This window comes from Agromyces sp. NPDC058126 (assembly GCF_042884595.1).
In the GTDB taxonomy this organism is placed as follows: Bacteria; Actinomycetota; Actinomycetes; order Actinomycetales; family Microbacteriaceae; genus Agromyces.
On sequence record NZ_JBHVTS010000001.1, the window covers coordinates 512,568 to 535,045 of the forward strand.

A 22,478-nucleotide genomic window follows, 5' to 3' on the forward strand; every position below is an offset into this window, starting at 1 on the left:
GACCGCACCGTCGCACGGCGGGCCGGCGGGCCGTCCGGCGGGCCGGCCGGCCGGATCGCGTCCGTCGGGTCAGGCGTCGGGCGGCGCCGCAGTGCTCTCGCGGATGACGAGACTCGTCGCGAGGTCCATCCGGGGCGTCGGGGCGGCGGCGTCGACGGGCTCGTCGGCCAGCCGGATCGCCAGGCGCGCGGCCTCTTCGCCCATCCGCCGGAGCGGCTGGTGCACGGTCGTGAGGCGCGGGGTCAACCAGCGGGCGAGCGGGATGTCGTCGTAGCCGACGACCGACAGCTCTTCGGGCACGCCCAAGCCGAGTTCGCGGGCCACCTCGAGCACGCCGAGCGCCTGCATGTCGCTGCCCGCGAACACGGCGGTCGGGCGGTCGGGGACGGAGAGCAGCTCGCGGGCGTGGTCGCGTCCGCCGGTCACGTGGAAGTCGCCGAAGCGGATCCAATCGGGGTCGATCGCGAGGCCGGCGGAGTTCATTGCCGACCGGTACCCGTCGACGCGGGCGAGCGAGCACATCATGTCCTCGGGCCCGGTGATCGCCGCGATCCGCCGGTGTCCGAGTTCGATCAGATGGCGCGTTGCGGCGAGGCCGCCCGACCAGTTCGCCGAGCCGACGCTCGGCGCGTCCGGCGACGGGTCGCCGGCGGGGTCGACGATGACGAACGGGATGGCCCGTGCCCGCAGCTGTTCGCGGTACTCGGGCGCGAGGTCGCTGAAGACGAGCACGACCCCGACGGGGCGCCGTCGCATCACGCCCTCGACCCAGTCGGCGTCGGGCGAGTGTCGGCTGCCGCTCACCGTGAGCACGACGCTCAGGCCGTGCTCCTTCGCGACCGACTCGACGCCGTCGATGAGTTCCATCGACCAGATGCGGTCGAGTTCGTGGAAGACGATCTCGATGAGCTCGGCACGGGTCTCGCTGCGACCGCCGCCCCGGCGTCGATAGCCGCGCTCGGCCAGGACGTGCTCGACGCGCTCGCGGGTAGCGTCGGCGACGTCGGCGCGGCCGTTCAACACCTTGGAGATGGTCGACAGCGAGATTCCCGCCTCGTCGGCGATCTCGGCGAGCGTCACCCGTTGGCCGGTGGCATCCGATTTCATGTTTCGAAGCCTAGCGGCGAAATTTGCGGTCGTCACTCTCGGGAATCGGTTTGCGTACAGTTCGATGCAGGGTTATGTTGAACACGCCAACAAATCATCGACGACGCTGAAAGGCGGATCACCCATGGCCAGCGCGCCCACCCGCGACGACAAGTTCTCCTTCGGCCTCTGGACCGTCGGCTACAACGGCACCGACCCGTTCGGCGGCCCGACCCGGAACGCGCTCGACGTCGTGCACGTGGTCGAGCGCCTCGCGGAGCTCGGCGCCTACGGCCTCACCTTCCACGACGACGACCTGTTCGCCTTCGGGTCGACCGACGCCGAACGCCGGACGCAGATCGACCGCCTGAAGCAGGCACTCGCCGACACCGGCCTCATCGTGCCGATGGTCACCACGAACCTGTTCTCGGCCCCGGTCTTCAAGGACGGCGGCTTCACCTCGAACGACCGCGACGTCCGACGCTTCGCACTGCGCAAGGTGATGCGTCAGCTCGAGCTCGGCGTCGAGCTCGGTGCGAAGACCTTCGTCATGTGGGGTGGCCGCGAGGGGGCCGAGTACGACTCCGCGAAGGACGTCCGCGCCGCGCTCGAGCGCTACCGCGAGGCCGTGAACTTCCTCGGGCAGCACGTCATCGACCAGGGCTGGGACATCCGCTTCGCGATCGAGCCGAAGCCGAACGAGCCGCGCGGCGACATCCTGCTGCCGACCCTCGGCCACGCGATCGCGTTCATCGACTCGCTCGAGCACCCCGAGCTGGTCGGGCTCAACCCCGAGGTCGGCCACGAGCAGATGGCAGGCCTCAACTTCGCCGCCGGCATCGCCCAGGCGCTGTACCACGGCAAGCTGTTCCACATCGACCTGAACGGCCAGCGCGGCATCAAGTACGACCAGGATCTGGTGTTCGGGCACGGCGACCTGCACAATGCGTTCGCGCTCGTCGACCTGCTCGAGAACGGCGGACCCGGCGGCGTGCCGGCCTACGAGGGCCCCCGCCACTTCGACTACAAGCCGAGCCGCACGGAGGACGAGCGCGGCGTCTGGGAGTCGGCTGCGGCGAACATGCGCACCTACCTGCTGCTCAAGGAACGCGCTGCGGCCTTCCGCGCCGACCCCGAGGTGCAGGAGGCGCTCGCTGCCGCGAAGGTCGACGAGCTTGCCACGCCCACCCTGAACGAGGGCGAGACCTGGGAGTCGTTCACGGCCGACCGCTCGGCGTTCGAGGACTTCGACGCGAACGCCTATCTCGGAGGCAAGGGCTTCGGCTTCGTGCGCCTGCAGCAACTCGCCACCGAGCACCTGCTCGGCGCGCGCGGCTGACGCGCGCCGACTGCCACCCATTCATCCCGCAGTATCGCCCAGGAGGCAACGTGACGCTCGTCGCCGGAGTCGACTCGTCGACCCAGTCGTGCAAGGTCGTGATCCGGGATGCCGCGACCGGCGCGCTCGTCCGCTCCGGTCGTGCGCCGCATCCCGACGGCACCGAGGTCGACCCCCAGGCCTGGTGGCGGGCGCTGCAGGAGGCGATCGCCGCCGCAGGCGGCCTCGACGACGTCGCCGCGGTGTCGATCGCGGGGCAGCAGCACGGCATGGTCGCGCTCGACTCCGACGGCCGGGTGATCCGACCGGCCCTGCTCTGGAATGACACCCGCTCGGCGAGAGCGGCCCGCGACCTCGCCGAGGAGGTCGGTGCCTCCGCGTACGCAGCCCGCACCGGCGTGGTGCCCGTCGCCTCGTTCACCGCGACGAAGCTGCGCTGGCTGCGCGACGCCGAGCCGGCGAACGCGGCACGCGTCGCCGCCGTCGCGCTCCCGCACGACTGGCTGAGCTGGCGGCTGCGCGGGTACGGTCCTGCCGGTGCAGCGGACGCTCCTCGCGGCCCGGCGCTCGACGAACTCGTCACCGATCGCTCGGATGCGAGCGGCACCGCATATTGGGGTGCCGACGGGTACGACCGTGATCTCCTGGTGCAGGCGCTCGGGCACGATGCCGTGCTGCCTCGAGTGGCCGGCCCCGGCGAACCGATCGGCGAGACCCTGACCGGCGTCGTGGTCGGTCCCGGGGCCGGCGACAACGCGGGGGCGGCGCTGGGCCTCGACGCGCAGCCGGGCGATGTCGTCGTGTCGATCGGCACCTCCGGCACGGTCTTCGCCGTCACCGAGGATCCGGTCGCCGATGCGTCCGGCACGGTGGCGGGCTTCGCCGATGCGAGCGGCAACTGGCTGCCGCTCTGCGCGACGCTCAACGCGGCGCGGGTGCTCGACTGGGCGGCGGGCCTGCTCGGCGTCGACCACGACGAGCTCGGCAGGCTTGCCCTCGAGGCCGAGCCCGGGGCATCCGGTCTCGTGCTCGTGCCCTACTTCGAGGGTGAGCGCACGCCGAACCTCCCCGACGCGACCGCGTCGCTGACGGGAATGACGCTCCTCTCGGCCACCCGCCCGAACCTCGCCCGCGCGGCCGTCGAGGGCCTGCTCTGCGGGCTCGCCGACGGACTCGACGCCGTGCGGAGCCAGGGCGTTGAAGCCCGTCGTGTGCTGTTGATCGGGGGCGCAGCCCAGAATCCCGCCGTGCGCGAGATCGCCGCCGAGGTGTTCGACGTGCCGATCGCGGTGCCCGCCCCGGGCGAGTACGTCGCCGACGGCGCGGCGCGGCAGGCCGCATGGTCGCTGACCGGCGATCGCCCGGCCTGGGCGGTGGAACTGGCCGCCGAGCTGGAGCCCGGCACCCGTCCGGAGATCCGCGCCGCGTACGCCGCCGCGACGGCACGGATCGCTGCCCTGGTCTGAGCGGCGTCCGCCGCGCGGAGGGCTTTGCAACCGGGTGCGCTGACGTGTGCGCGGTCGTGCGAAACGTGTTCGGCGGAGGAGAGCGGATTCGAACCCACCTGCGGGTGCTGTGCGCGCACCCGGTGAGTTAACGTGCACAGGTGAGTTACTTGGCGGAGGATAGGGGATTCGAACCCCTGAGGGCTTTCACCCAACACGCTTTCCAAGCGTGCGCCATAGGCCACTAGGCGAATCCTCCAGTGACCCCCCACGCACCCGCCAGAGCCCGGTTACCCTTGCTGCGTTTCCGCCCTGGGGGAGTTGGCCTGGATGGCGCCACGTGGGGAGCCGCAGGCAAGTCTACCCGAGCGGAGGGGTGCCGAAGAACCAGCGCCCGTTCGCGCCCGCCAACGCTACGTTGAGGGGATGCCAGGGATCGACGCCGAGGCCGTGTTCGAGCGGGTGCTCGCGGCGCGGGCGGCCGCCGCGCGTCCGATCGTGGTCGGCATCTCCGGGTACTGCGGGGCGGGAAAATCGACGCTCGCACGGGCGCTCGTCGCGCGCGGTGGTGGCATCGTGCGCATCCGCGGCGACGACTTCCTCGACCCGGTGCGCTCGCACCTGCGGTCGAGCGACTGGAGCGGCGTCGAGCGCGGGCGGCTCGCCGATGAGGTGCTGCGGCCCTTCCGCGAGGGGCGCTCCGGCGAGTTCCGCCCGTACGACTGGGTCGCGGGCCGCCTCGGCGAGCCGCTACCGCTGCCGAGCGCCGAGGTGCTCGTCGTCGACCTGATCGGGCTCTTCCACCCCGAGACGGTCGAGCTCCTCGACCTGCGCATCTGGGTCGACCTCGACCTCGAGACCGCCGCGCGGCGCGGCAAGGCACGCGACGAGGCGCTGGGCCGCCGGCACGACCGACTCTGGGACGAGGTGTGGGTGCCCAACGAGCGAGACTTCGCCGAGCGATTCCGCCCGCGCGAACGGGCGCACCTCGTCGTCGACGCGCGCTGAGCCGAGCCGCCGCTGCCTCCCGAAATCAGCGCGCGATGCCGACGAGGTGGATGCATCGAGCTGCGCGGTGCGCGAAGCATCCGCGCCTTCGGGGTGACGCGGCCGCACTTTTCAGGACGAGCGCCTCCTCGGCGTCGCATGCCAAGGCAATGAGGCGCTCATCCTGAACAGGGCGGTGCACGTCGTCTCCTGACGAGCGAGGGTGCACCCTAGCCGCGCGCCGCCCGCGCCGCGAGGTACGCGTCGAAGGCATCACGACTCGTCTTCGCCGGGGTGTAGCCCAGCACCGACTTCAGGCGGTCGTTCGCGAGCACCGGCCGGTACTGCAGGAACCCGACGCGCTCGGGCCCGTGCACGGTGAGCCGCAGGGCCCGCCCCGCGCGCAGCGCGAACGCGAGGACCCCGGGCGACAGCGTCAGCGTGCCCTTGTCGAGCGCCGCGGCGATCTCGTGCACGCTCACCTTGCCGTCGCCGGCGACGTTGAAGGCGCCGGTCGCCTCGCCGGTCGCGGCGGTCGCGATCGCCCCGACGACGTCGTCGACCCAGACGAACACGAACGGGCTGTCGGAGCCGCGGATCGCGAGGATCCGCGGGCCGTCCCAGAGGGCGGTGATCTGGTTCGCGACGGTCGGGCCCAGGATGGTGCCGATGCGCAGCACCACCTGCTCGAGCGCCGGGTGGGCCTCCCGGTATCGGGCGAGCATCTCCTCGACGAGGCGCTTGTGCCGCGAGTAGCTGAACTCCTCGTTGCCGCGGATCGCGTCGTCCTCGCGGAGCCATTCGGGGTTGTCGGCGTGGTAGCCGTAGGCGGCGCCCGACGACGACACGACGATGCGCGAGACGCCGTAGGCGACGGCCGCGTCGAGCACGTTGCGCGTGCCCTCGACGTCGACCCGGTACTCGATCTCCTCGTCGAGGGCGCCCGGGTTCACGATCGCGGCGAGGTGCACGATCGTGTCGATGCGGTGCTCGCGGACGACGGCGGCGACGGCCTGGGCATCGGTCACGTCGCATGCCTCGACGACGACCCCGTCGGGCGTCGAGGCGGGCTCGCGCACGTCGCCCGAGACGACGAGCTCGACGCGCGGGTCGCCCGCGAGGGCTCGCACCGCCGAGGAGCCGAGGAACCCCGAGCCGCCGGTGACGAGCACGCGCCTCATGCGACGGGCTCGCTTCCGGAGGCCCCGGCCGCGACCGCGGGGGCCGGCGCGGTGGCATCCGACCGCTTCGCCGAATGCCGAGCCCACAGCGTCGCGACCGCGAGGCCCGCGATGATGTCCCAGATGCCCCACCAGCCGGCGACGATCGCCATGCCGCCGAGGCCGTCGAAGAAGGCGAACACGAGCCCGAGCCCGAGGCCGGCGTTGCGGATGCCCACCTCGAAGGTGATCGCCTTCCGGTCGCGCACGCCGAGCCCGCCGATGCGGGCGCTCGCGTAGCCGAGGCCGAGCGCGACCGCGTCGTGCAGGAACACCGCGACGAGCACGACGCCGATGTAGGCCATGAAGATCGACCAGTTGCCGACGAGGGCGATCACGATGAAGCCGACGAGGGCGGCGAGGCTGATCCAGCGGGCGTACGGCTGCACGCGAGCGGCGAAGCGCGGCCACTTCGCCCGGATCAGGAGCCCGGCGAAGAACGGCAGGCCGATGATGAGGAAGATCTCGAGCAGCATCTGCCAGCCGTTCAGGCTGACCGCGCGCACGAGCTCCGACGCCGTCGGGTGCAGGCTGCCCCAGAAGACGACGCTGACGGGCAGCACGAAGATGTAGAGCGCGTTCGCGACCGCCGTCATCGAGACCGAGAGGGCCACGTTGCCGCGGGCGCGGTAGGTCAGCACCTGCGAGATGTTGCCCGGCGGGCAGCACGCCACGAGGATCATGCCGAGCGCGATCGAGGCCTGCACGTTCAGCAGCAGGGTGAGCCCGAACGTGACCGCCGGCAGCAGGACGATCTGCGCGAGCATCGCGATGATCATCGCCTTCGGGGCCGTGAGCACGGCCTTGAAGTCGCTCGGCGCGGTGTCGAGCGCGATGCCGAACATGATGAAGCCGAGCACGACGTTCAGGGCGAGCATCGAGCCGGGCGTGAAGTTCAGGACGACGTCGTCGATGTTCATGCGCGCACTCCGTTCCGGTCGGCCGAACGGCCCGCATCGGCAGCGGCGCCGGTTCGGGTCGGTGAAGCGGATGCCTCGGGCAGCGTCTTGCGCAGCCGCGTGACCGTGCGCCGGTAGGCGTCCTTGTTGACGTAGTACGACATGCGGTCGAGCCCGAGGTAGTCGTACCCGCCGGTGAGGTCGGGCCACGGGGCATCCGCCCGTGCCCGGAACCGCGCCGCCTGCTCGGGCGCGCTCGACGCGGCGGCGAGGTACGCGGCGATGAGCTCGGCCTGCTCGGCGCGGCCCTGCCAGCCGATGCCCGAGGCCTCGATCATGCCGAGCACGAAGAGGCCGTTGAAGCTCGGCGGGAAGATGTTGAGGAAGAGCGAGGGTGAGGCCCCCGCCCAATCGAGGTGCTCGCGCGCGACGAAGGGGTAGTCGAGCGTGTACCCGGTCGCCAGCACGACGCGGTCGTACTCGGCCGAGCGGCCGTCGGCGAAATGGACGGTGCGGCCGTCGAAGCGGTCGATGTCGGGCACGATGCGCAGGTCGCCCTGGCCGAGGTGGTTCAGGATGAGCGTGTTCACGATCGGGTGCGACTCGTAGATCTTGTAGTCGGGCTTCGGGAAGCCGAAGCGCACCGGGTCGCCCGTGAACGCCTTCAGCACCCGGGTGTCGATGAACTGCTTGATCGGCGCGGGAAGCGGTCGGCCCTGGTTGAGCGTGTCGGAGGGCTTCCCGAACAGGTACCGCGGCACGAAGTAGTAGCCGCGACGCACCGAGAGGTCGACGGATGTCGCGTGGTGCACCGCGTCGACGGCGATGTCGCACCCCGAGTTGCCCGCGCCGATGATGAGCACGCGCTCGCCGTCGAACACCTTCGCCGACTTGTAGGCGCTCGTGTGCATGAGCTCGCCCGTGAACTCGCCGCGGAACGACGGCACGTTCGGCTCGGCGAGGGTGCCGTTCGCGAGGATCACGCTCGAGTACTCGCCCGTGATCGTCTCGCCGTCGTCGGTGATCGCGGTGAGGCGCCATCCGTTCGCGCCGGGCCTCTCGCCGCCCTCGACGGGCAACGGTTCGACCGCGGTGACCCGGGTGCCGAAGCGGAAGTGCTCGCGCAGGCCGAACTCGTCGGCGTAGTCGCGGAAGTAGCCGAGGAGTTCGCGGTGACTCGGGTAGTCGGCCGTCGAACGCATGGGGAACTCGGCGAACTCGGTCGTCGTGCGGCTCGAGATGAGGTGCGCCGACTCGTACATGGTGCTTCGCGGGTTGTCGATGTTCCAGAGGCCGCCGACGTCGGCGCCGGCCTCGAAACCGTGGAAGGGGAGTCCGGCGCGGCTGAGTGCGCGTGCGCCGGCGAGGCCCGAGGGGCCCGCTCCGATGAGGGCGATGGGGTTCACAGGTGGGTGTCTCTGTTCGGGTCGCGCCGCAGGGGGACGGCACGGCACGTCGATGTGCCCGATCAGCATAGGCGAACGACGCTCGGGTTCCGACCGCGCCCGCGGTCCCACGTGGTCGCGCTCTCTCGCGTCGTGCACGTCATCCTCGCGACGGATGGCGCGGTCACGAGGATGGGCCTCGGGTGCCACGACGACGGCACCCCGCGTCGACGACATCCGGCAGCCGCGTTCCTAGCGTGGAACGATGCCCCACTCGAACCACTCCCCGTCCACCGCGCGCTGGCTCTGCGGCCCGACGGCGATGGCCCTGCGCCTCGTCGGCCCCGGCCTCGTGCTGCTCGCGCTCGGCATGATGTGGGCGGCGCGGATCGTCTTCCCCGGCAACACCTACGTGAGCGGGCTCGGCGCCGCCGGCGAGATCACCGCGACGGCGTTCAACCTCTCGCTCGGGCTGGTGGCGCTCGGCGGCGCCGCCTCGGCGATCGGGCTCTGGGGTCTGCGCAGCGGGCGCGGGCTGTTCGGCGCGTGGGCGGTGAGCACGAGCCTCATCGGTGCCAGCGCGATGTTCGCCGTCGGCGCGGCGGTGCCGTGCACGACGGGCTGTCCGATCCCGTTCAGCGCCGCCGCCGCCCCGCAGGACGCCGTGCACACCATCGCCGCGGTCACCGGCTTCGCGCTGGCGGGCGTGGCCATCATCCAGACCCTCCGGCTCGGGCGGGCCTACGCGACCCTCGCCGCCCCGAGCATCCTGCTCGTCATCGCGACCTCGGCGACCGGCGGCATCCTCTCGCTCGCCGGCGTCGCGACCGACCTCGGCGGGTGGCTCGAACTCGTGGCGACGACGGCGGCGCTGCTCTGGCTCGCCGCCCTGTCCTGGCTGACGCAGCACCGCATCGCGACCGGGCGGCCGACTGACCGGAGACTCTCAGAACCGACGGCGCACACGCCGAATAGGCTGAGTGCGTGGCGCACAGCATCTACATCTGCTCGGCCGAGGGCAACACCGGCAAGTCCACCGTCGCGCTCGGCACGCTCGACACACTGACCCACCGGGCGACCCGCGTCGGCGTCTTCCGGCCGATCGCGCGATCGACGGCCGAGCGCGACTACGTCCTCGAACTCCTGATCGCGCACGACGGCGTCGTGCCGATCGACTACGACGAAGCGATCGGCGTCTCCTACGAGGAGGTGCATGCGAACCCCGACGCGGCGCTCGCGACGATCGTCCGCCGGTTCAAGGCGATCGAGAGCCGATGCGATGCGGTCGTGATCATCGGCTCCGACTACACCGACGTCGGCAGCCCGACCGAGCTCGCCTACAACGCGCGCATCGCCGCGAACCTGGGCGCCCCGGTGCTCCTCGTGCTCGGCGGGCGGGTCGGCGAAGGCCAGGGTCGCGGACGCAGCGAGCACCTCGGCGACACCGAGGCGCGCACCGCCGACGAGCTCGCCCAGCTCACCGAGCTCGCCGTCGAGGAGCTCGAGCGCGAGCACGCCTCGCTCCTCGGCATCGTCGTCAACCGCGCCGACCCCGAGCGGCTGATCGAGATCGTCGGCGCCGTGCGGCGCGCGTCGCTCGCGGAGCACGGGGCACCCGTGGCCGCGACGTCGGGCGAGGCATCCGCCGCGGTGTGGGCGATCCCCGAGGACCAGTTCCTCGTCGCGCCGTCGATGCGCTCGATCATGCACGCCGTCGACGGCGAGCTCTACGCGGGCGACGCCGACCTGCTCGACCGCGAGGCGCTCGGTGTCGTGATCGCGGCGATGTCGATGGAGAACGTGCTCTCGCACCTCATCGAGGGCTCCGTCGTGATCGTGCCGGGCGACCGCAGCGAGGTGCTGCTCGGGGTGCTCACGGCGCACTCCTCGGCGACGTTCCCGTCGATCTCGGGCATCGTGCTGAACGGCGGGTTCCCGCTCTCCGACCACATCGAGCGCCTGGTCGAGGGCCTGAAGGCCGGGCTGCCGATCATCCGCACCCAGCTGACGAGCTACGAGACGGCGCTCGCGATCACGCACACTCGCGGCCGCCTCGCCGCCGAGTCGCAGCGCAAGCGCGATACCGCGCTGTCGCTCTTCGAGCAGCACGTCGACGGCCCGGCGCTGCTCGACCGGCTCGAGATCGCGCGACCCGAGGTCGTCACCCCGCTCATGTTCGAGTACGGCCTGCTCGAGCGGGCGCGTCGCGAGCGCAAGCACATCGTGCTGCCCGAGGGGTACGACGACCGCATCCTCCGGGCCGCGGCGACCCTCCTCGCCCGCGACGTCGCCGAGCTCACGATCCTCGGCGAGGAGATCGAGGTGCGCTCGCGCGCGATCGGGCTCGGCCTCGACATCTCGCGCGCGACGGTGCTCTCGAACCACGACTTCGTCTACGTGACGCGCTTCGCCGAGGAGTACCAGCGGCGCCGGGCGCACAAGGGCGTCACCCTCGAGCAGGCGCGCGAACGCGTGCAGGACGTCTCGTACTTCGGCACCATGATGGTCGAGCTCGGCATGGCCGACGGCATGGTCTCGGGGGCGGCGCACACGACGGCGCACACGATCCGGCCCTCCTTCGAGATCATCAAGACCCGGCCCGGCGTCGAGGTGGTGTCGAGCGTGTTCCTGATGGCCCTCGCCGACCGCGTGCTCGTCTACGGCGACTGCGCGATCGTGCCCGATCCGACAGCCGAGCAGCTCGCCGACATCGCGATCTCCTCGGCGGCCACCGCCGCGCAGTTCGGCATCGAGCCGCGCATCGCGATGCTCTCGTACTCGACGGGGGAGTCGGGCGCGGGCGCAGACGTCGACAAGGTGCGGCGTGCGACCGAGCTCGTGCGCGAGCGAGCGCCCGAGCTCGCCGTCGAAGGGCCGATCCAGTACGACGCCGCGGCCGACGCGGCCGTCGCGCGCACCAAGCTCCCCGACTCGGATGTCGCGGGGCGGGCGACGGTGTTCGTCTTCCCCGACCTCAACACCGGCAACAACACCTACAAGGCAGTGCAGCGCTCGGCCGGCGCCGTCGCGATCGGGCCGGTGCTGCAGGGCATGCGCAAGCCCGTCAACGACCTCTCGAGGGGGGCGCTCGTGCAGGACATCGTGAACACCGTGGCGATCACGGCGATCCAGGCGGCGGATGCCTCGTGAGCCTCGTCCTCGTCGTCAACTCGGGTTCGTCGTCGCTGAAGTACCAGCTCGTCGACGCAGCGAGCGGCGAGGCGCTCGCGAGCGGGCTGGTCGAACGCATCGGCCGTGAGGGCGGGCACGCCAGGCACCGCCACGAGGGCCCCGAGAACGACAGTCTCGGTTCCACCTGGGACGCCTCGGTCGACGTGCCCGATCACTTCGCGGCGTTCGACGTCATGCTCGAGGGGTTCGCCGCGCACGGGCCGTCGCTCGAGCAGCACCCGCCGGTCGCGGTCGGGCACCGGGTGGTGCAGGGCGGCGCCCGCTTCTTCGAGCCGACCGTGATCACCCCGCTCGTGAAGATCAACATCGACGAGCTGTCGAGCCTCGCGCCGCTGCACAACCCCGCGAACCTCGAGGGCATCGAGGCGGCGCAGCGCGCGTTCCCCGACGCGCCCCACGTGGCGGTGTTCGACACGGCGTTCCACCAGACCATGCCGCCGGCGGCGTACACGTACGCGATCGACCGCGACGTGGCGGCGAAGCACCGCATCCGTCGGTACGGCTTCCACGGCACCTCCCACCGCTACGTCTCGCGGGCCGCGGCCGAGTTCCTCGGCCGGCCGCTCGAGGAGCTCGACCAGATCGTGCTGCACCTCGGCAACGGCGCCTCGGCGTGCGCGGTCGCCGGCGGCCGCTCGGTCGACACGAGCATGGGCATGACGCCGCTCGAGGGACTCGTCATGGGCACCCGCTCGGGCGACCTCGACCCGGCGATCCTGCTGCACCTGCAGCGTCGGGCGAGCCTCGACGTCGACGGGGTCGACGAACTGCTGAACCGGCGCAGCGGCATCCTCGGCCTCGGCGGGCATGCCGACATGCGCGACCTCGTCGACGCGGCCGAGGCGGGGGAGGAGCGTGCCGCCCTTGCCCTCGAGGTGTACGCGCACCGGCTGAAGGCGTACATCGGGGCGTATCTGGCCCAGCTCGGCGGGGTCGACGTGATCTCGTTCACGGCCGGTGTCGGTGAGAACTCGGCGCCGGTGCGTGCCGCCGCGCTCGCCGGGCTCGAGCGTCTCGGCATCGAGCTCGACGCGGAGCGCAACGCGGCCCGCTCGGGGGAGACCCGCGTGATCTCGACCGACGCATCGCCCGTCACGGTGCTCGTCGTCCCCACCGACGAGGAGCTCGAGATCGCCCGGCAGACCCTCGAGGCCGTCTCGGGCTGATCGCCCGCGCGTGCGACGCGCCCAGGCGGGGACGGCTCACATCCACTTCTGCAAGAACTGTTGCGCAATAGTTCTTGCAGAGTTAGCATGATGGCGTGAGCGAGAACCGGAACTCCATCGACCTGCGCGACGCGGGCGCCATGCGCGCCATGGCGCACCCGCTCCGGCTGCGCATCCTCGGCCTGCTCCGCATGCACGGGCCCCACTCGGTGGGCATGCTCGCCGAGGCGACGGGAGCGGCCTCGGGGTCGATCAGCTACCACCTGTCGACGCTCGCCAAGCACGGCTTCGTCGAGCCCGCCCCTGAGCACGAGCGCGACGGTCGCGAGCGCTGGTGGCGTTCGGCCCACGACATGACGAGCCTGAGCGCCGAGAGCTATCTCGACGACCCCGAGCGCCGCGAGGCCGCCGAGGCGATGCGCCGCACGGTCATCGACTCGTACCACCGCGAACTCCTCGACGCGCTCGACGCCGAGCGCGGGCTCGAACCCGAGTGGATCGCCGCCTCCGACTCGAGCGACGGCGGCGCGCAGCTCACCCTCGATGAGTTCCGCGAGCTCACCGCCGAGCTCGCCGCGGTGCGCGAGAAGTGGTGGGCGGTGGGGCGCGAGCCCCGCGAGGGCACCCGCGCCGTGCGCTGGATCACGCACACCTTCCCGAGGAGCGAGCGATGAGCGAACTGGTCGAGACCGAGACCGAGACCGAGACCGAGACTGCGACCGGGACCGAAGGCGCCCGAGCCGCCGCCGCGGCGGGCCCCCGCCGACGGCTCCCGCTCGTCGCGAACCTCGCGGCCGCCCTGTTCTCGCTCGGCGGCAACGCGATCGCGCTCGTCGCCCTGCCGATCATCGCGCTCACGCAGACGGGCTCGCCGCTCGCCGCAGGCGTCGTCGGCGTCTTCGCGACCGTGCCGCTCGTCATCGGCGGGGCGCTCGGCGGCGTGCTCGTCGACCGGTTCGGGTACCGGCTGTCGTCGATCGTGGCCGACCTGGCGAGCGCCGTGACGGTGCTCGCCATCCCGATCCTCCATGCGACCGTGGGGCTCCCGTTCGGGGCGATGCTCGCCCTCGTCTTCCTCGGCGGGCTCCTCGACCCGCCGGGCGACACGGCGAAGACCTCGATGACGCCCGACCTGGCGAAGCTCGCGCACTGGCCGATCGAGCGGGCCGCGGGTGCCCAGGCGGCGGTGCAGCGCACCGCGATGATGCTCGGTGCGGGCACCGCGGGCGCCCTCGTGGCGTTCCTCGGGCCGATGCCGGCGCTCGTCGTCGACGCGGGCGGGTTCGTCGTCTCGGCGCTGCTCGTGCTCTGCTTCGTGCCGCGACGCCTCGGCCCCGAGGAGGCCCACGAGCCCGACGCCGCCGACCCGGCCCCGCGCGGCGGATTCATGGAGGGGCTCCGCTTCGTGGCATCCTCGCCGCTGCTGCGCGCGATCGTGCTGCTCGTGACGCTCACGAACGCGATCGACGCGGCCGGCATGACCGTGCTGAAGCCTTTGTACGCGACCGAGGTGCTCGGCGATCCCGCGCAGTTGGGCTTCATGGTCGGATGCTTCGCGGCCGGCGCGCTGACCGGCTCGGTGCTGTTCGGCGCGGTCGGGCACCGCTTCTCGGGGCGGGCGATGTTCGCGGTCTGCTTCCTCATCGCGGGCACCGTGCCGTACCTGACGATGGCGCTCGGCGCTCCCGCGGCCGTGCTGCTGCCCGTGCTGGCGCTGTCGGGGCTCGCGGCGGGAGCTATCAACCCGATGATCTCGACCGCGATGTACGGGCTCATCCCCGACGGCATGCGCGCCCGGGTGTTCGGCGTGACGACCGCGGGCGTTGCCGCGACCATGCCGCTCGGCGCGTTCCTCGGCGGCCTCGCGGCCGAGCAGGCGGGGCTCGTGCCGACCCTCGTGGTGTGCGCCGGGCTCTACCTGGTGCTCGCGTCGAGCCCGCTGTACCTGGGCGCGTTCAAGGGCCTGCGTGCCGCCTCGGCGACGGCCGAGTCATCCGAACCCGTACCGGGGTAGGGGGTGCGAATGGCTCAGCCGTGTGATGCGACGCGCTGAACCGCCTGCTTACGCTCGCGTCGTGGTCGAACTCGACCGCGGACACGCCCCCGAATCGTTCGTCTGAGACTCATTCGCGCCTTCGGACGACGAGAAGAGCGCAGATGAGCCTGCAGGTCGTTGAACGCCCCGACGGTGCGCTGGGCACCATGTCGCCGGTCATCCTCACGGCGGGCCGCCGCCGCGAGGACGCCGTCGATCCGGCGCAGAGCGGCTTCGCCCGACTGTCGCGCCAGATCAAGGCCGAGGGGCTGCTCGACCGCTTCGTCGGCTTCTACGTGCGGAAGGCCGTGTTCTGGACCGTGGTGCTCGGTGCCGCGATCGCGGCGTCGGTCATGATCGGCGACTCGTGGTGGCAGCTCGTCATCGCCGCGGTGCTCGGCGTCGTCTTCACCCAGTTCGCCTTCATGGCGCACGAGGCCTCGCACCGGCAGATCTTCCGCTCGGGGCCGATGAACGACTGGGCCGGGCTCGTGCTCGCCGACCTCGTCGTCGGCATCAGCTACAGCTGGTGGATGAACAAGCACACGCGCCACCACGGCAACCCGAACGTGATCGGCCGCGACCCCGACATCGCGAAGGACACGATCTCGTTCCTCGAGGAGGATGCCGCGGAGAGCCGCGGTCTCGTCCGGATGATCACCCGCAAGCAGGGCTACCTGTTCTTCCCGCTGCTGCTGCTCGAGGGCCTCAACCTGCACGTCCACGGCATCCGTCACGTGCTCGACCGCCGCAACACGGTGAAGCGCCGCGGGCTCGAGCTCGCCTTCATCGCCGTGCGCCTCGTCGGGGTCGCCGCGCTCGTGTTCTGGGCGTTCCCGCCGCTGCTCGCGGCCGTGTTCCTCTTCGTGCAGCTCGGCGTCTTCGGCGTCTACATGGGCGCGTCGTTCGCGCCGAACCACAAGGGCATGCCGCTCATCCCGCGCGGGGTCCGCGTCGACTTCCTCGAGCGCCAGGTGCTCACGAGCCGCAACATCCGCGGCGGGCGGTTCATGGACTCGCTCATGGGCGGCCTCAACTACCAGATCGAGCACCACCTCTTCCCGAGCATGGCGCGTCCGGCGCTCAAGCGCACGCAGGAGATCGTGCGCGAGTACTGCCGCGAGAACGACCTCCGCTACACCGAGACCGGGCTGATCGAGTCGTACGGCATCGTCATCGCCTACCTCAACCGGGTCGGGCTCGCCGCGCGCGACCCGTTCGACTGCCCGATGATCCAGGCGTACCGCCGGCGCGACTGAGCGCGTCGAGCGGGCGACGCCGCCCGCGGTCGGCCGTGCTGCCGGCAGGCCCGGTCAGCGCTCGAGGCGTGCGCAGTCGATGCAGAGCGTGGCCGTGGGGCGCGCGTCGAGCCGGGCGACCGTGATGCGCTTGCCGCAGCGGGCGCAGAAGCCGTAGCTGCCGTCGGCGATGCGCGCGAGGGCGCGGTCGATCTCGGCGAGCTCGTGCTCGACGTCGGCGAGCACCGCGGTCCGCTGCGACCACTCCTGGGTCATCGTCGGGCCCTCGGGGTCGTGCTCGTCGTCGGCGCTGGCGCCGGATCTGGCAGCTCGGACCTCGCCCATCACATCGCCGAACTCGGCCGCGCGTTCGGCGGCCTCCCCGCGTTCGGCGAGCAGGCGGGCCTCGAATCGCTCGAGCTGAGCCGGAGTCATCGTCGTCACCGTCATCACGCTCCTTCCGTCCGTGCATCGTACGCCCGAGGCATCCGGATGGTGTGTCGGACGCGGCAACTACGATTGAATCGTGGTCACCGCCCTATATCGCCGCTACCGGCCAGAGACGTTCGCCGAGATGATCGGCCAGTCCCAGGTGACGGAGCCGCTGATGACGGCGCTCCGCACCGATCGGGTCAATCACGCCTACCTGTTCAGCGGCCCCCGCGGCTGCGGCAAGACGACGTCGGCGCGCATCCTCGCGCGCTGCCTGAACTGCGCAGAGGGCCCGACGGATGCTCCGTGCGGGGTGTGCCCCAGCTGCGTCGAGCTGTCACGCGGCGGCGGCGGCTCGCTCGACGTCGTCGAGATCGACGCGGCGAGCCACGGCGGCGTCGACGACGCGCGCGACCTGCGCGAGCGGGCGATCTTCGCCCCCGCACGCGATCGCTACAAGATCTTCATCATCGACGAGGCGCACATGGTGACCTCGGGCGGGTTCAACGCGCTGCTGAAGATCGTCGAAGAGCCGCCCGAGCACATCAAGTTCATCTTCGCGACGACCGAGCCCGACAAGGTGCTCGGCACGATCCGCTCGCGCACGCACCACTACCCGTTCCGGCTGGTGCCGCCCGCGCCGATGCTCGAGTACGTGCAGCAGCTCTGCACCGAAGAGGGCATCTCGGTCGAACCCGGCGTGCTCGCCCTCGTCGTGCGCGCCGGCGGCGGTTCGCCCCGTGACACGCTCTCGCTCCTCGACCAGCTGATCGCGGGCTCCGAGGGCTCGACGATCGACTACGAGCGGGCCGTGGCGCTGCTCGGCTACACGCACGGCGCCCTGCTCGACGAGGTCATCGACGCGATCGGCACACACGACGCGGCCGGGGCGTTCGCCGCTGCCGACCGCGTCGTGCAGACCGGCCAAGACCCGCGACGCTTCGTCGAAGACCTGCTCGAGCGGCTCCGCGACCTCATCGTCGTCGCCGCGTCGACGCCTGAAGCGGCCGCGGCCGTGCTGCGGGGCGTGCCCGAAGACGAGCTCGCCCGCATGGCGACCCAGGCCAGGGCGTTCGGCTCGGCCGAGCTGTCGCGCGTGGCCGACCTCGTCAGCCAGACCCTCACCGAGATGACCGGGGCGACCTCGCCGCGCCTGCACCTCGAGCTCATGCTCGCGCGGGTGCTCGTGCCGGCGAGCGACGACTCCGAGCGCGGCGCGCTCGCGCGCGTCGAGCGGCTCGAGCGTGCCGTCGAGGGCGGGGCCCTCGCGGTCGCCTCCGCAGGTGCGTCGCCGGGCGGCGCAGTGCCGGCCGCGGCTCGCACGGCCGAGTCGGCGCCTCGAGCCGCCGCCACACGCGATGCCACGCCGGCGCCGAGCCGTCAGGCCGAGCCGACCGCAGCGCCGACGCCCGCCGCCGATCCGGTGGCCGGGCCGCGGCCGTCCGAGCCGGTGACGCCGACCGCGTCCGCGCCGGTCGAGCCTGCTCCCGTCGTGCCCGCACCGGTCGCCGAGGCGCCGGCGGCTCCCGCCGAACGCGTCCGGCCGAGCGGACCGATCACCGTGCAGCAGGTGCGCGACGCCTGGCCCGAGGTGCTCAACGTCCTCCAGCGCACCAAGCGCACCGCATGGATGGCGGCGCTCGCCGCGCAGGTGCTCGAGTACCGCACCGAGGAGGCCGTGCTCGTGCTCGGCTTCGCCAGCCCCGGCGACCTCGACGGCCTGCGGGCGGGCAGCGGCACCCAGACGGCGGCCGACCTGCTTCGCACGGCGATCGCCGAGGTGCTCGGCGTGACCGTCAAGTTCGTCCCGCGCGTGATCGGCGGGGGCGGCGGCGGTCAGACGGCGCCCGCGCCGACGTCGTCGCCCGCTCCGGGCGGTGGCGGCGCTGCGGCCTCGCCTCCGACGTCGACCGGCCCCGACGGGGCGCGTCCGAGCGACGGGGCGGCGCCGGTTCCGCCCCGCGCCGACGCCGCGGTGAACGACCGTGGGGCCGCACCCGATCGCTCCGCCGAGCCTTCCGCGACGAGCGCCCCGGCGCCGACGGCCGCCGCGCAGGGCCCGGCGGCCGAGACGCCGACCGGGCCGGTCGACTCGTGGGCGACGGTCGCGATCCCGCGCGATCCCGAACCCGAGACCGACCCCGCCGGCACGGCCGCGGCCGAGGCGTCCGCGCGCACCGCGACGGCACTCGCCGAACGGCCGGCTCCCGACGCGGAGCCGCGGGCCGCCCGGCCCGCTGCGACGGGCGACTCCGGGCCGAACCACGGCATTCCCGACTTCGTGCCCGACGACGCCGAGGCGCCGCCGGCAGACGAGGAGCCGCCGTTCGACCCGGGCCCAGCGCCCGAGCCGTTCGACGCGCCCCCGCCCCCGGCCGACTCCGGACGGGGCCCGGCGCAGCGCCGCTCGGCACCGGCGCGACGCGCGCCGTCGCGCCCCGTGGCCTCGACCACCGACGGCGGCATCCAGCGGTACGGCGAGGCCGTCGTGCGGGAAGTGCTCGGTGCGACCTTCCTCGAAGAGGTCGAAGCCCCGGCGCGCGGCTTCGGGGAGCGTGGGTAACCCGTGTACGAAGGCATCGTCCAAGAACTGATCGACGAGCTCGGCCGGCTGCCCGGCATCGGGCCGAAGTCGGCGCAGCGCATCGCGTTCCACATCGTGCAGACCGAGCACTTCGACGTCTCCCGGCTCGCCGAGATCCTGACGACCGTGCGCGACAAGGTGCGGTTCTGCGAGATCTGCGGCAACGTCTCCGAGCAGTCGACCTGTTCGATCTGCCGCGACCCGCGTCGCGACCCCTCGCTCATCTGCGTCGTCGAAGAGGCCAAGGACGTCGTCGCGATCGAGCGCACCCGTGAGTTCCGGGGGCTGTACCACGTGCTCGGCGGCGCCATCAGCCCCATCGACGGCATCGGCCCCGACGAACTGCGCATCCGCCAGCTCATGCAACGGCTCGCCGACGGCACCGTCGTCGAGGTCATCATCGCGACCGATCCCAACCTCGAGGGGGAGGCGACGGCGACCTACCTCAGCAGGTTGCTCACCACGCTCGAGATCAAGGTCACCCGGCTCGCCTCCGGCCTGCCCGTCGGCGGCGACCTCGAGTACGCCGACGAGGTCACGCTCGGTCGCGCATTCGAGGGCCGTCGCGTCGTCGGCTGACTCGCCCCGCCGCAGTCGAGGTCGCCGCTGCGGCCGACGGCGCGATCGGGCCGTCGGGTTGACGCGCGCGTCGGGCGCGCGTAGACCGGGGTGATGAGCGAATCCGCGAGCGAGCGCACCGCGAACTGGGTCGCCGATTACCTCGGCGCCTGGCGGAGCAACGACCCCGACGCGATCGGCCGTCTCTTCACCGACGACGCCAGCTACCTCACCGCACCCGACGCCGAACCCCGCCGCGGGCGTGCCGAGATCGTCGCGGGCTGGATCGAGGACGCCGACGATCCGGGGGCATGGAGTTTCGACTGGCACGTCGTGCACGAGACATCCGAGATCGCCCTCGTGCAGGGCCGCACCGAGTACCCGGCCGAGCGCGACTACCTCAACCTCTGGGTGATCCGCTTCGCCCCGGACGGGCGGGCGAGCGAGTTCACCGAGTGGTACATGCCGCGCGATCACGAGGGCTGAGGCCCGACTCACCCGTCGGCCCCCTCGAGGGCGGCGTCCCGCGCGCCGCAGATCCGCCTGTCGCCGTCGCGGTCGCGGATGTGGTTCGATGAACAGGAAGGCCGCTCATACGCCGAGGGGGAGCATGGACCGGCGCATTCCGAAACGACGTCTCACACGCAGCATCGCCGTATTCACGGCGGTGCTGCTTGCGAGCGGGGCCGCATTGACGATGGCCGCACCGGCCGCGGCCGACATCATCCGGGTGGGCGAGCCGCTGCCGTTGTCGGTGACCTACGTCGCGCGGGTGTGCGACGAGTACTCCGACGTGATGGCGAACAAGGCCCGGAACAACATCATGGAGTCGCTTCGCGACCTCGGGCCCGACTCGAACTACGCCGTGGCAGACAGCGTCGACCCCGACGCCGAGGCCGCGGGCTCCCCGAACTGTCGACCGCTGCAGGGCTGGACCTTCTCGCTCGGCCAGGGCCTCACCGGCAAGACCGAGGCGTCGCACTACCTCAGCAAGGTCACCTCGCCCTTCACCGGCGGACCGCCGATCACGACGGCCGCCTCGGCGCCGCGCCTCGACGACGAGGGCCGACCCACCGGCGGCATGATCGAGGGGGCGGTCACCGTGGCGCTGACCCCGGCCGAGACCGCCTTCGTGCAGTCGGGGCGTCGTATCGTCGCGCAGGGCGGTGTGGGCGACGACACCCTCAACGGACTCCAGACGAGTCTCGGGTTCGCGGCGCTCCGCTGCTCGAACGATGCGCTCAACGGCGACAACGTCGACTACATCGGCTTCCCCTCCGGGGCACGACACGTCTTCTGCTATTACTACGCCGTGGCGCCCCCGCCCGACGCCGGCACGATCACGATCAGGAAGCAGCTCGCCGACGGCACCGTCGCCGGACCGACGGCGTTCTCGTTCGAAGGTTCGCTCTCGTACGACCACGTCGAAGGCGAGCCGGGCCAGATGCGCCTCATCGCCGCACCGGGGGCCGCCGGGTCGGTCACGCTGGTTCGCGGGGCCGTCGGGCCGGACGACGAGCCGTGGACCCTCGAGGAGCTGCCGCTCGCGGGTTGGGTGCTCGACGATCTCGCGTGCACCGGCGGGGCGAGCACGTTCGACATCTCCGGGCCGAGCGTGGCCATCACGCTCGCGCCCGACGACGACGTCGTCTGCACGTACACGAACAGCCGGGTGCCGACCGGTCCGGCCGCGCTGTACAAGGAGACGCTCGACGGCGTCGGCTCCTTCCCGTTCACCGTGACCGGTCCGGGCGGCTCCACCGAGGCGACCGCGGTCACGACGGTGCCGGGCGCGCCCGTCGAGGTCGTCTCGACGGCGGGCGTCGCGCCCGGCGTCTACACGGCGCAGGAGACCCTGCCGCAGCCGAACGGCGCCGGAACATGGAACCTCGAGGCGGTGAACTGCGACGACGGCGAACTGGAGCCGGTCGAGGGGCCGGGCGGCACCTGGTCCGCGTCCTACGAGATCGTCTCCGGCCAGTCGACCACGTGCCTGTTCACGAACCGATTCATCCCGACCGCGTCGCTCTCCATCGAGAAGATCACCAACGGCGGGACGGGCATGTTCGAGTACGACGTGGTCCCCGTGAACGCCGAAGGGACGGCGATCCCGCGCGGCGAGGTGTTCACGACCTCGGCGACGACGACCGAGGAGGGCGTCGCGACCCCGGCCGAGGCGTCGCTCGTGGGCATCAACGTCTTCGAGCACCAGGCCTACACGATCCGGGAGTCGCTGCCGGCCCCGTCCACCGAGGGCTTCTGGCGGATGACCGGCGCCGTCTGCGGAGGCGCCGAGCTCGGCGTCGACGTGGCGCTCGCCTCCGTCACGGTCGCGGTCAACGCCGAGACGCCGAACCCGGTCTGCACGTTCACGAACGAGTTCGTGCCGGCGGGCACGCTCACGATCACGAAGAACACGAGCGACGACGAGGCCCAGCGGCCCGATCCCGTCGTGCTGCGGCTCGACTGCGGTGTGGGCATCATCGACATCTCGATCGGTCCGGGGACGAGCACGGCGACGAGCTCGCCGTATCTCGTGATGGACGACGACGAATGCGAGCTCACCGAGATCGCCACGGGCGCCGCTGACGGCTGGTCGGTCGTGACGACGGGGACGATCAGCGTCAACGGCGGCGCGCCCGAGCCGTTCGACGACCTCGGCACGTTCGCGGTCGGCCCCGCGATGGACGTCGTGGTGATCATCGACAACACCTTCAGCGAGGTGCCGCCGACCACGCCGCCGACGACCCCGCCGGGAACCGAACCTCCGTCACCGCCGGGCGGCCTCGCCGAGAGCGGCACCGATCTGCCGACCGCGGCGCTCGCCGCAGGAATCCTGCTGCTCGTCGTGGGCGTCGCCTTGCTGGGTGCGGTGCGGCGTCGCCGCGCAGGCTGATCGGCGCTGGTCGGCG

At 72.0% G+C, this 22,478-nt stretch carries 18 protein-coding genes, 1 tRNA gene and 1 other RNA gene; 13 read left to right on the forward strand and 7 right to left on the reverse strand.

Annotated elements, in window-relative coordinates; translation table 11 throughout:
- Positions 1-69: 69 nt before the first annotated feature.
- Positions 70-1,107 carry a LacI family DNA-binding transcriptional regulator gene (locus ACFVTR_RS02375; protein WP_387034426.1) on the reverse strand — a complete coding sequence of 346 codons (1,038 nt, stop codon included), beginning with the start codon at positions 1,105-1,107 and terminating at the stop codon, positions 70-72.
- A gap of 124 nt (positions 1,108-1,231) precedes the next feature.
- Between ACFVTR_RS02375 and xylA the strand changes: the two genes are divergently transcribed.
- Positions 1,232-2,425: a xylose isomerase gene (gene xylA, locus ACFVTR_RS02380; RefSeq protein ID WP_387034427.1), complete on the forward strand. Its 1,194-nt coding sequence runs from the start codon at positions 1,232-1,234 to the stop codon at positions 2,423-2,425.
- A 50-nt stretch (positions 2,426-2,475) separates the two neighbouring features.
- Complete coding sequence (xylB, locus tag ACFVTR_RS02385; RefSeq protein WP_387034428.1) at positions 2,476-3,891, forward strand: xylulokinase; 1,416 nt, start codon at positions 2,476-2,478, stop codon at positions 3,889-3,891.
- Between the two features lie 150 nt (positions 3,892-4,041).
- On the opposite strand, the gene ACFVTR_RS02390 is transcribed toward xylB, so the two are convergent.
- Both ACFVTR_RS02390 and ffs read right to left on the reverse strand, forming a co-directional pair.
- Positions 4,042-4,129, reverse strand: a tRNA-Ser gene (locus tag ACFVTR_RS02390).
- Positions 4,127-4,223: signal recognition particle sRNA small type (gene ffs, locus ACFVTR_RS02395), an RNA gene on the reverse strand. The genes ACFVTR_RS02390 and ffs overlap by 3 nt, the downstream gene beginning before the upstream one ends.
- A gap of 73 nt (positions 4,224-4,296) precedes the next feature.
- On the opposite strand from ffs, the gene ACFVTR_RS02400 reads away from it, so the two are divergent.
- Positions 4,297-4,878 carry a uridine kinase gene (locus tag ACFVTR_RS02400; protein ID WP_387034429.1) on the forward strand — a complete coding sequence of 194 codons (582 nt, stop codon included), beginning with the start codon at positions 4,297-4,299 and terminating at the stop codon, positions 4,876-4,878.
- Positions 4,879-5,087: 209 nt separating this feature from the next.
- On the opposite strand, the gene ACFVTR_RS02405 is transcribed toward ACFVTR_RS02400, so the two are convergent.
- From ACFVTR_RS02405 to ACFVTR_RS02415, 3 genes are read right to left on the reverse strand one after another with little or no spacing between them, the layout of a single operon-like run.
- Positions 5,088-6,038 carry an NAD-dependent epimerase/dehydratase family protein gene (locus tag ACFVTR_RS02405; protein WP_387034430.1) on the reverse strand — a complete coding sequence of 317 codons (951 nt, stop codon included), beginning with the start codon at positions 6,036-6,038 and terminating at the stop codon, positions 5,088-5,090.
- Positions 6,035-6,997, reverse strand: coding sequence for a bile acid:sodium symporter family protein (locus tag ACFVTR_RS02410; RefSeq protein WP_387034431.1), 963 nt, complete (start codon positions 6,995-6,997; stop codon positions 6,035-6,037). The genes ACFVTR_RS02405 and ACFVTR_RS02410 overlap by 4 nt, the downstream gene beginning before the upstream one ends.
- Positions 6,994-8,382 carry a flavin-containing monooxygenase gene (locus ACFVTR_RS02415; RefSeq protein ID WP_387034432.1) on the reverse strand — a complete coding sequence of 463 codons (1,389 nt, stop codon included), beginning with the start codon at positions 8,380-8,382 and terminating at the stop codon, positions 6,994-6,996. The genes ACFVTR_RS02410 and ACFVTR_RS02415 overlap by 4 nt, the downstream gene beginning before the upstream one ends.
- Before the next feature lie 244 nt (positions 8,383-8,626).
- Here ACFVTR_RS02415 and ACFVTR_RS02420 point away from each other — a divergent pair, with 244 nt between their 5' ends.
- The 6 genes from ACFVTR_RS02420 (at position 8,627) to ACFVTR_RS02445 (ending at position 16,013) form a co-directional block, all read left to right on the forward strand.
- Positions 8,627-9,427 (forward strand): hypothetical protein, encoded by an 801-nt coding sequence (locus ACFVTR_RS02420; protein WP_387034433.1) that lies wholly within the window; start codon positions 8,627-8,629, stop codon positions 9,425-9,427.
- Positions 9,346-11,511, forward strand: a complete 2,166-nt coding sequence (gene pta / locus ACFVTR_RS02425) for a phosphate acetyltransferase (RefSeq protein WP_387034434.1) — start codon at positions 9,346-9,348, stop codon at positions 11,509-11,511. Before ACFVTR_RS02420 ends, pta begins: the two co-directional genes overlap by 82 nt.
- Complete coding sequence (locus ACFVTR_RS02430; protein ID WP_387034435.1) at positions 11,508-12,719, forward strand: acetate/propionate family kinase; 1,212 nt, start codon at positions 11,508-11,510, stop codon at positions 12,717-12,719. The genes pta and ACFVTR_RS02430 overlap by 4 nt, the downstream gene beginning before the upstream one ends.
- Positions 12,720-12,814: 95 nt before the next feature.
- On the forward strand, positions 12,815-13,393 hold the full coding sequence (locus tag ACFVTR_RS02435; protein WP_387034436.1) for a helix-turn-helix domain-containing protein: 579 nt from the start codon (positions 12,815-12,817) through the stop codon (positions 13,391-13,393).
- A complete protein-coding gene (locus ACFVTR_RS02440) occupies positions 13,390-14,733 on the forward strand; it encodes an MFS transporter (RefSeq protein ID WP_387034437.1) in 1,344 nt (447 codons plus the stop codon). The genes ACFVTR_RS02435 and ACFVTR_RS02440 overlap by 4 nt, the downstream gene beginning before the upstream one ends.
- Positions 14,734-14,876: 143 nt before the next feature.
- A complete protein-coding gene (locus tag ACFVTR_RS02445; protein WP_387034438.1) occupies positions 14,877-16,013 on the forward strand; it encodes a fatty acid desaturase family protein in 1,137 nt (378 codons plus the stop codon).
- A 54-nt stretch (positions 16,014-16,067) separates the two neighbouring features.
- Here the strand turns inward: ACFVTR_RS02445 and ACFVTR_RS02450 are convergent, their stop codons facing one another.
- Positions 16,068-16,442, reverse strand: coding sequence for a TraR/DksA family transcriptional regulator (locus ACFVTR_RS02450; protein ID WP_376941250.1), 375 nt, complete (start codon positions 16,440-16,442; stop codon positions 16,068-16,070).
- A gap of 76 nt (positions 16,443-16,518) precedes the next feature.
- On the opposite strand from ACFVTR_RS02450, the gene ACFVTR_RS02455 reads away from it, so the two are divergent.
- The 4 genes from ACFVTR_RS02455 to ACFVTR_RS02470 all read left to right on the forward strand — a co-directional run bounded on the left by ACFVTR_RS02455 (position 16,519) and on the right by ACFVTR_RS02470 (position 22,462).
- Positions 16,519-18,987 (forward strand): DNA polymerase III subunit gamma and tau, encoded by a 2,469-nt coding sequence (locus tag ACFVTR_RS02455; RefSeq protein ID WP_387034439.1) that lies wholly within the window; start codon positions 16,519-16,521, stop codon positions 18,985-18,987.
- A 3-nt stretch (positions 18,988-18,990) separates the two neighbouring features.
- Positions 18,991-19,587: a recombination mediator RecR gene (gene recR / locus ACFVTR_RS02460; protein WP_022890710.1), complete on the forward strand. Its 597-nt coding sequence runs from the start codon at positions 18,991-18,993 to the stop codon at positions 19,585-19,587.
- A 93-nt stretch (positions 19,588-19,680) separates the two neighbouring features.
- Positions 19,681-20,052 (forward strand): YybH family protein, encoded by a 372-nt coding sequence (locus ACFVTR_RS02465; protein WP_387034440.1) that lies wholly within the window; start codon positions 19,681-19,683, stop codon positions 20,050-20,052.
- A 124-nt stretch (positions 20,053-20,176) separates the two neighbouring features.
- Entirely contained in the window at positions 20,177-22,462 is a 2,286-nt protein-coding gene (locus ACFVTR_RS02470; protein WP_387034441.1) for a hypothetical protein, read from the forward strand.
- Positions 22,463-22,478 lie beyond the last annotated feature (16 nt).

Coding starts and splice junctions, on each gene's coding strand:
- ACFVTR_RS02375 (WP_387034426.1), bottom strand. CDS start 1,107: ATGAAATCGGATGCCACCGGCCAACGGGTGACGCTCGCCGAGATCGCC.
- xylA (WP_387034427.1), top strand. CDS start 1,232: ATGGCCAGCGCGCCCACCCGCGACGACAAGTTCTCCTTCGGCCTCTGG.
- ACFVTR_RS02400 (WP_387034429.1), top strand. CDS start 4,297: ATGCCAGGGATCGACGCCGAGGCCGTGTTCGAGCGGGTGCTCGCGGCG.
- ACFVTR_RS02405 (WP_387034430.1), bottom strand. CDS start 6,038: ATGAGGCGCGTGCTCGTCACCGGCGGCTCGGGGTTCCTCGGCTCCTCG.
- ACFVTR_RS02410 (WP_387034431.1), bottom strand. CDS start 6,997: ATGAACATCGACGACGTCGTCCTGAACTTCACGCCCGGCTCGATGCTC.
- ACFVTR_RS02420 (WP_387034433.1), top strand. CDS start 8,627: ATGCCCCACTCGAACCACTCCCCGTCCACCGCGCGCTGGCTCTGCGGC.
- ACFVTR_RS02440 (WP_387034437.1), top strand. CDS start 13,390: ATGAGCGAACTGGTCGAGACCGAGACCGAGACCGAGACCGAGACTGCG.
- ACFVTR_RS02445 (WP_387034438.1), top strand. CDS start 14,877: ATGAGCCTGCAGGTCGTTGAACGCCCCGACGGTGCGCTGGGCACCATG.
- ACFVTR_RS02450 (WP_376941250.1), bottom strand. CDS start 16,442: ATGACGGTGACGACGATGACTCCGGCTCAGCTCGAGCGATTCGAGGCC.
- ACFVTR_RS02465 (WP_387034440.1), top strand. CDS start 19,681: ATGAGCGAATCCGCGAGCGAGCGCACCGCGAACTGGGTCGCCGATTAC.
- ACFVTR_RS02470 (WP_387034441.1), top strand. CDS start 20,177: ATGGACCGGCGCATTCCGAAACGACGTCTCACACGCAGCATCGCCGTA.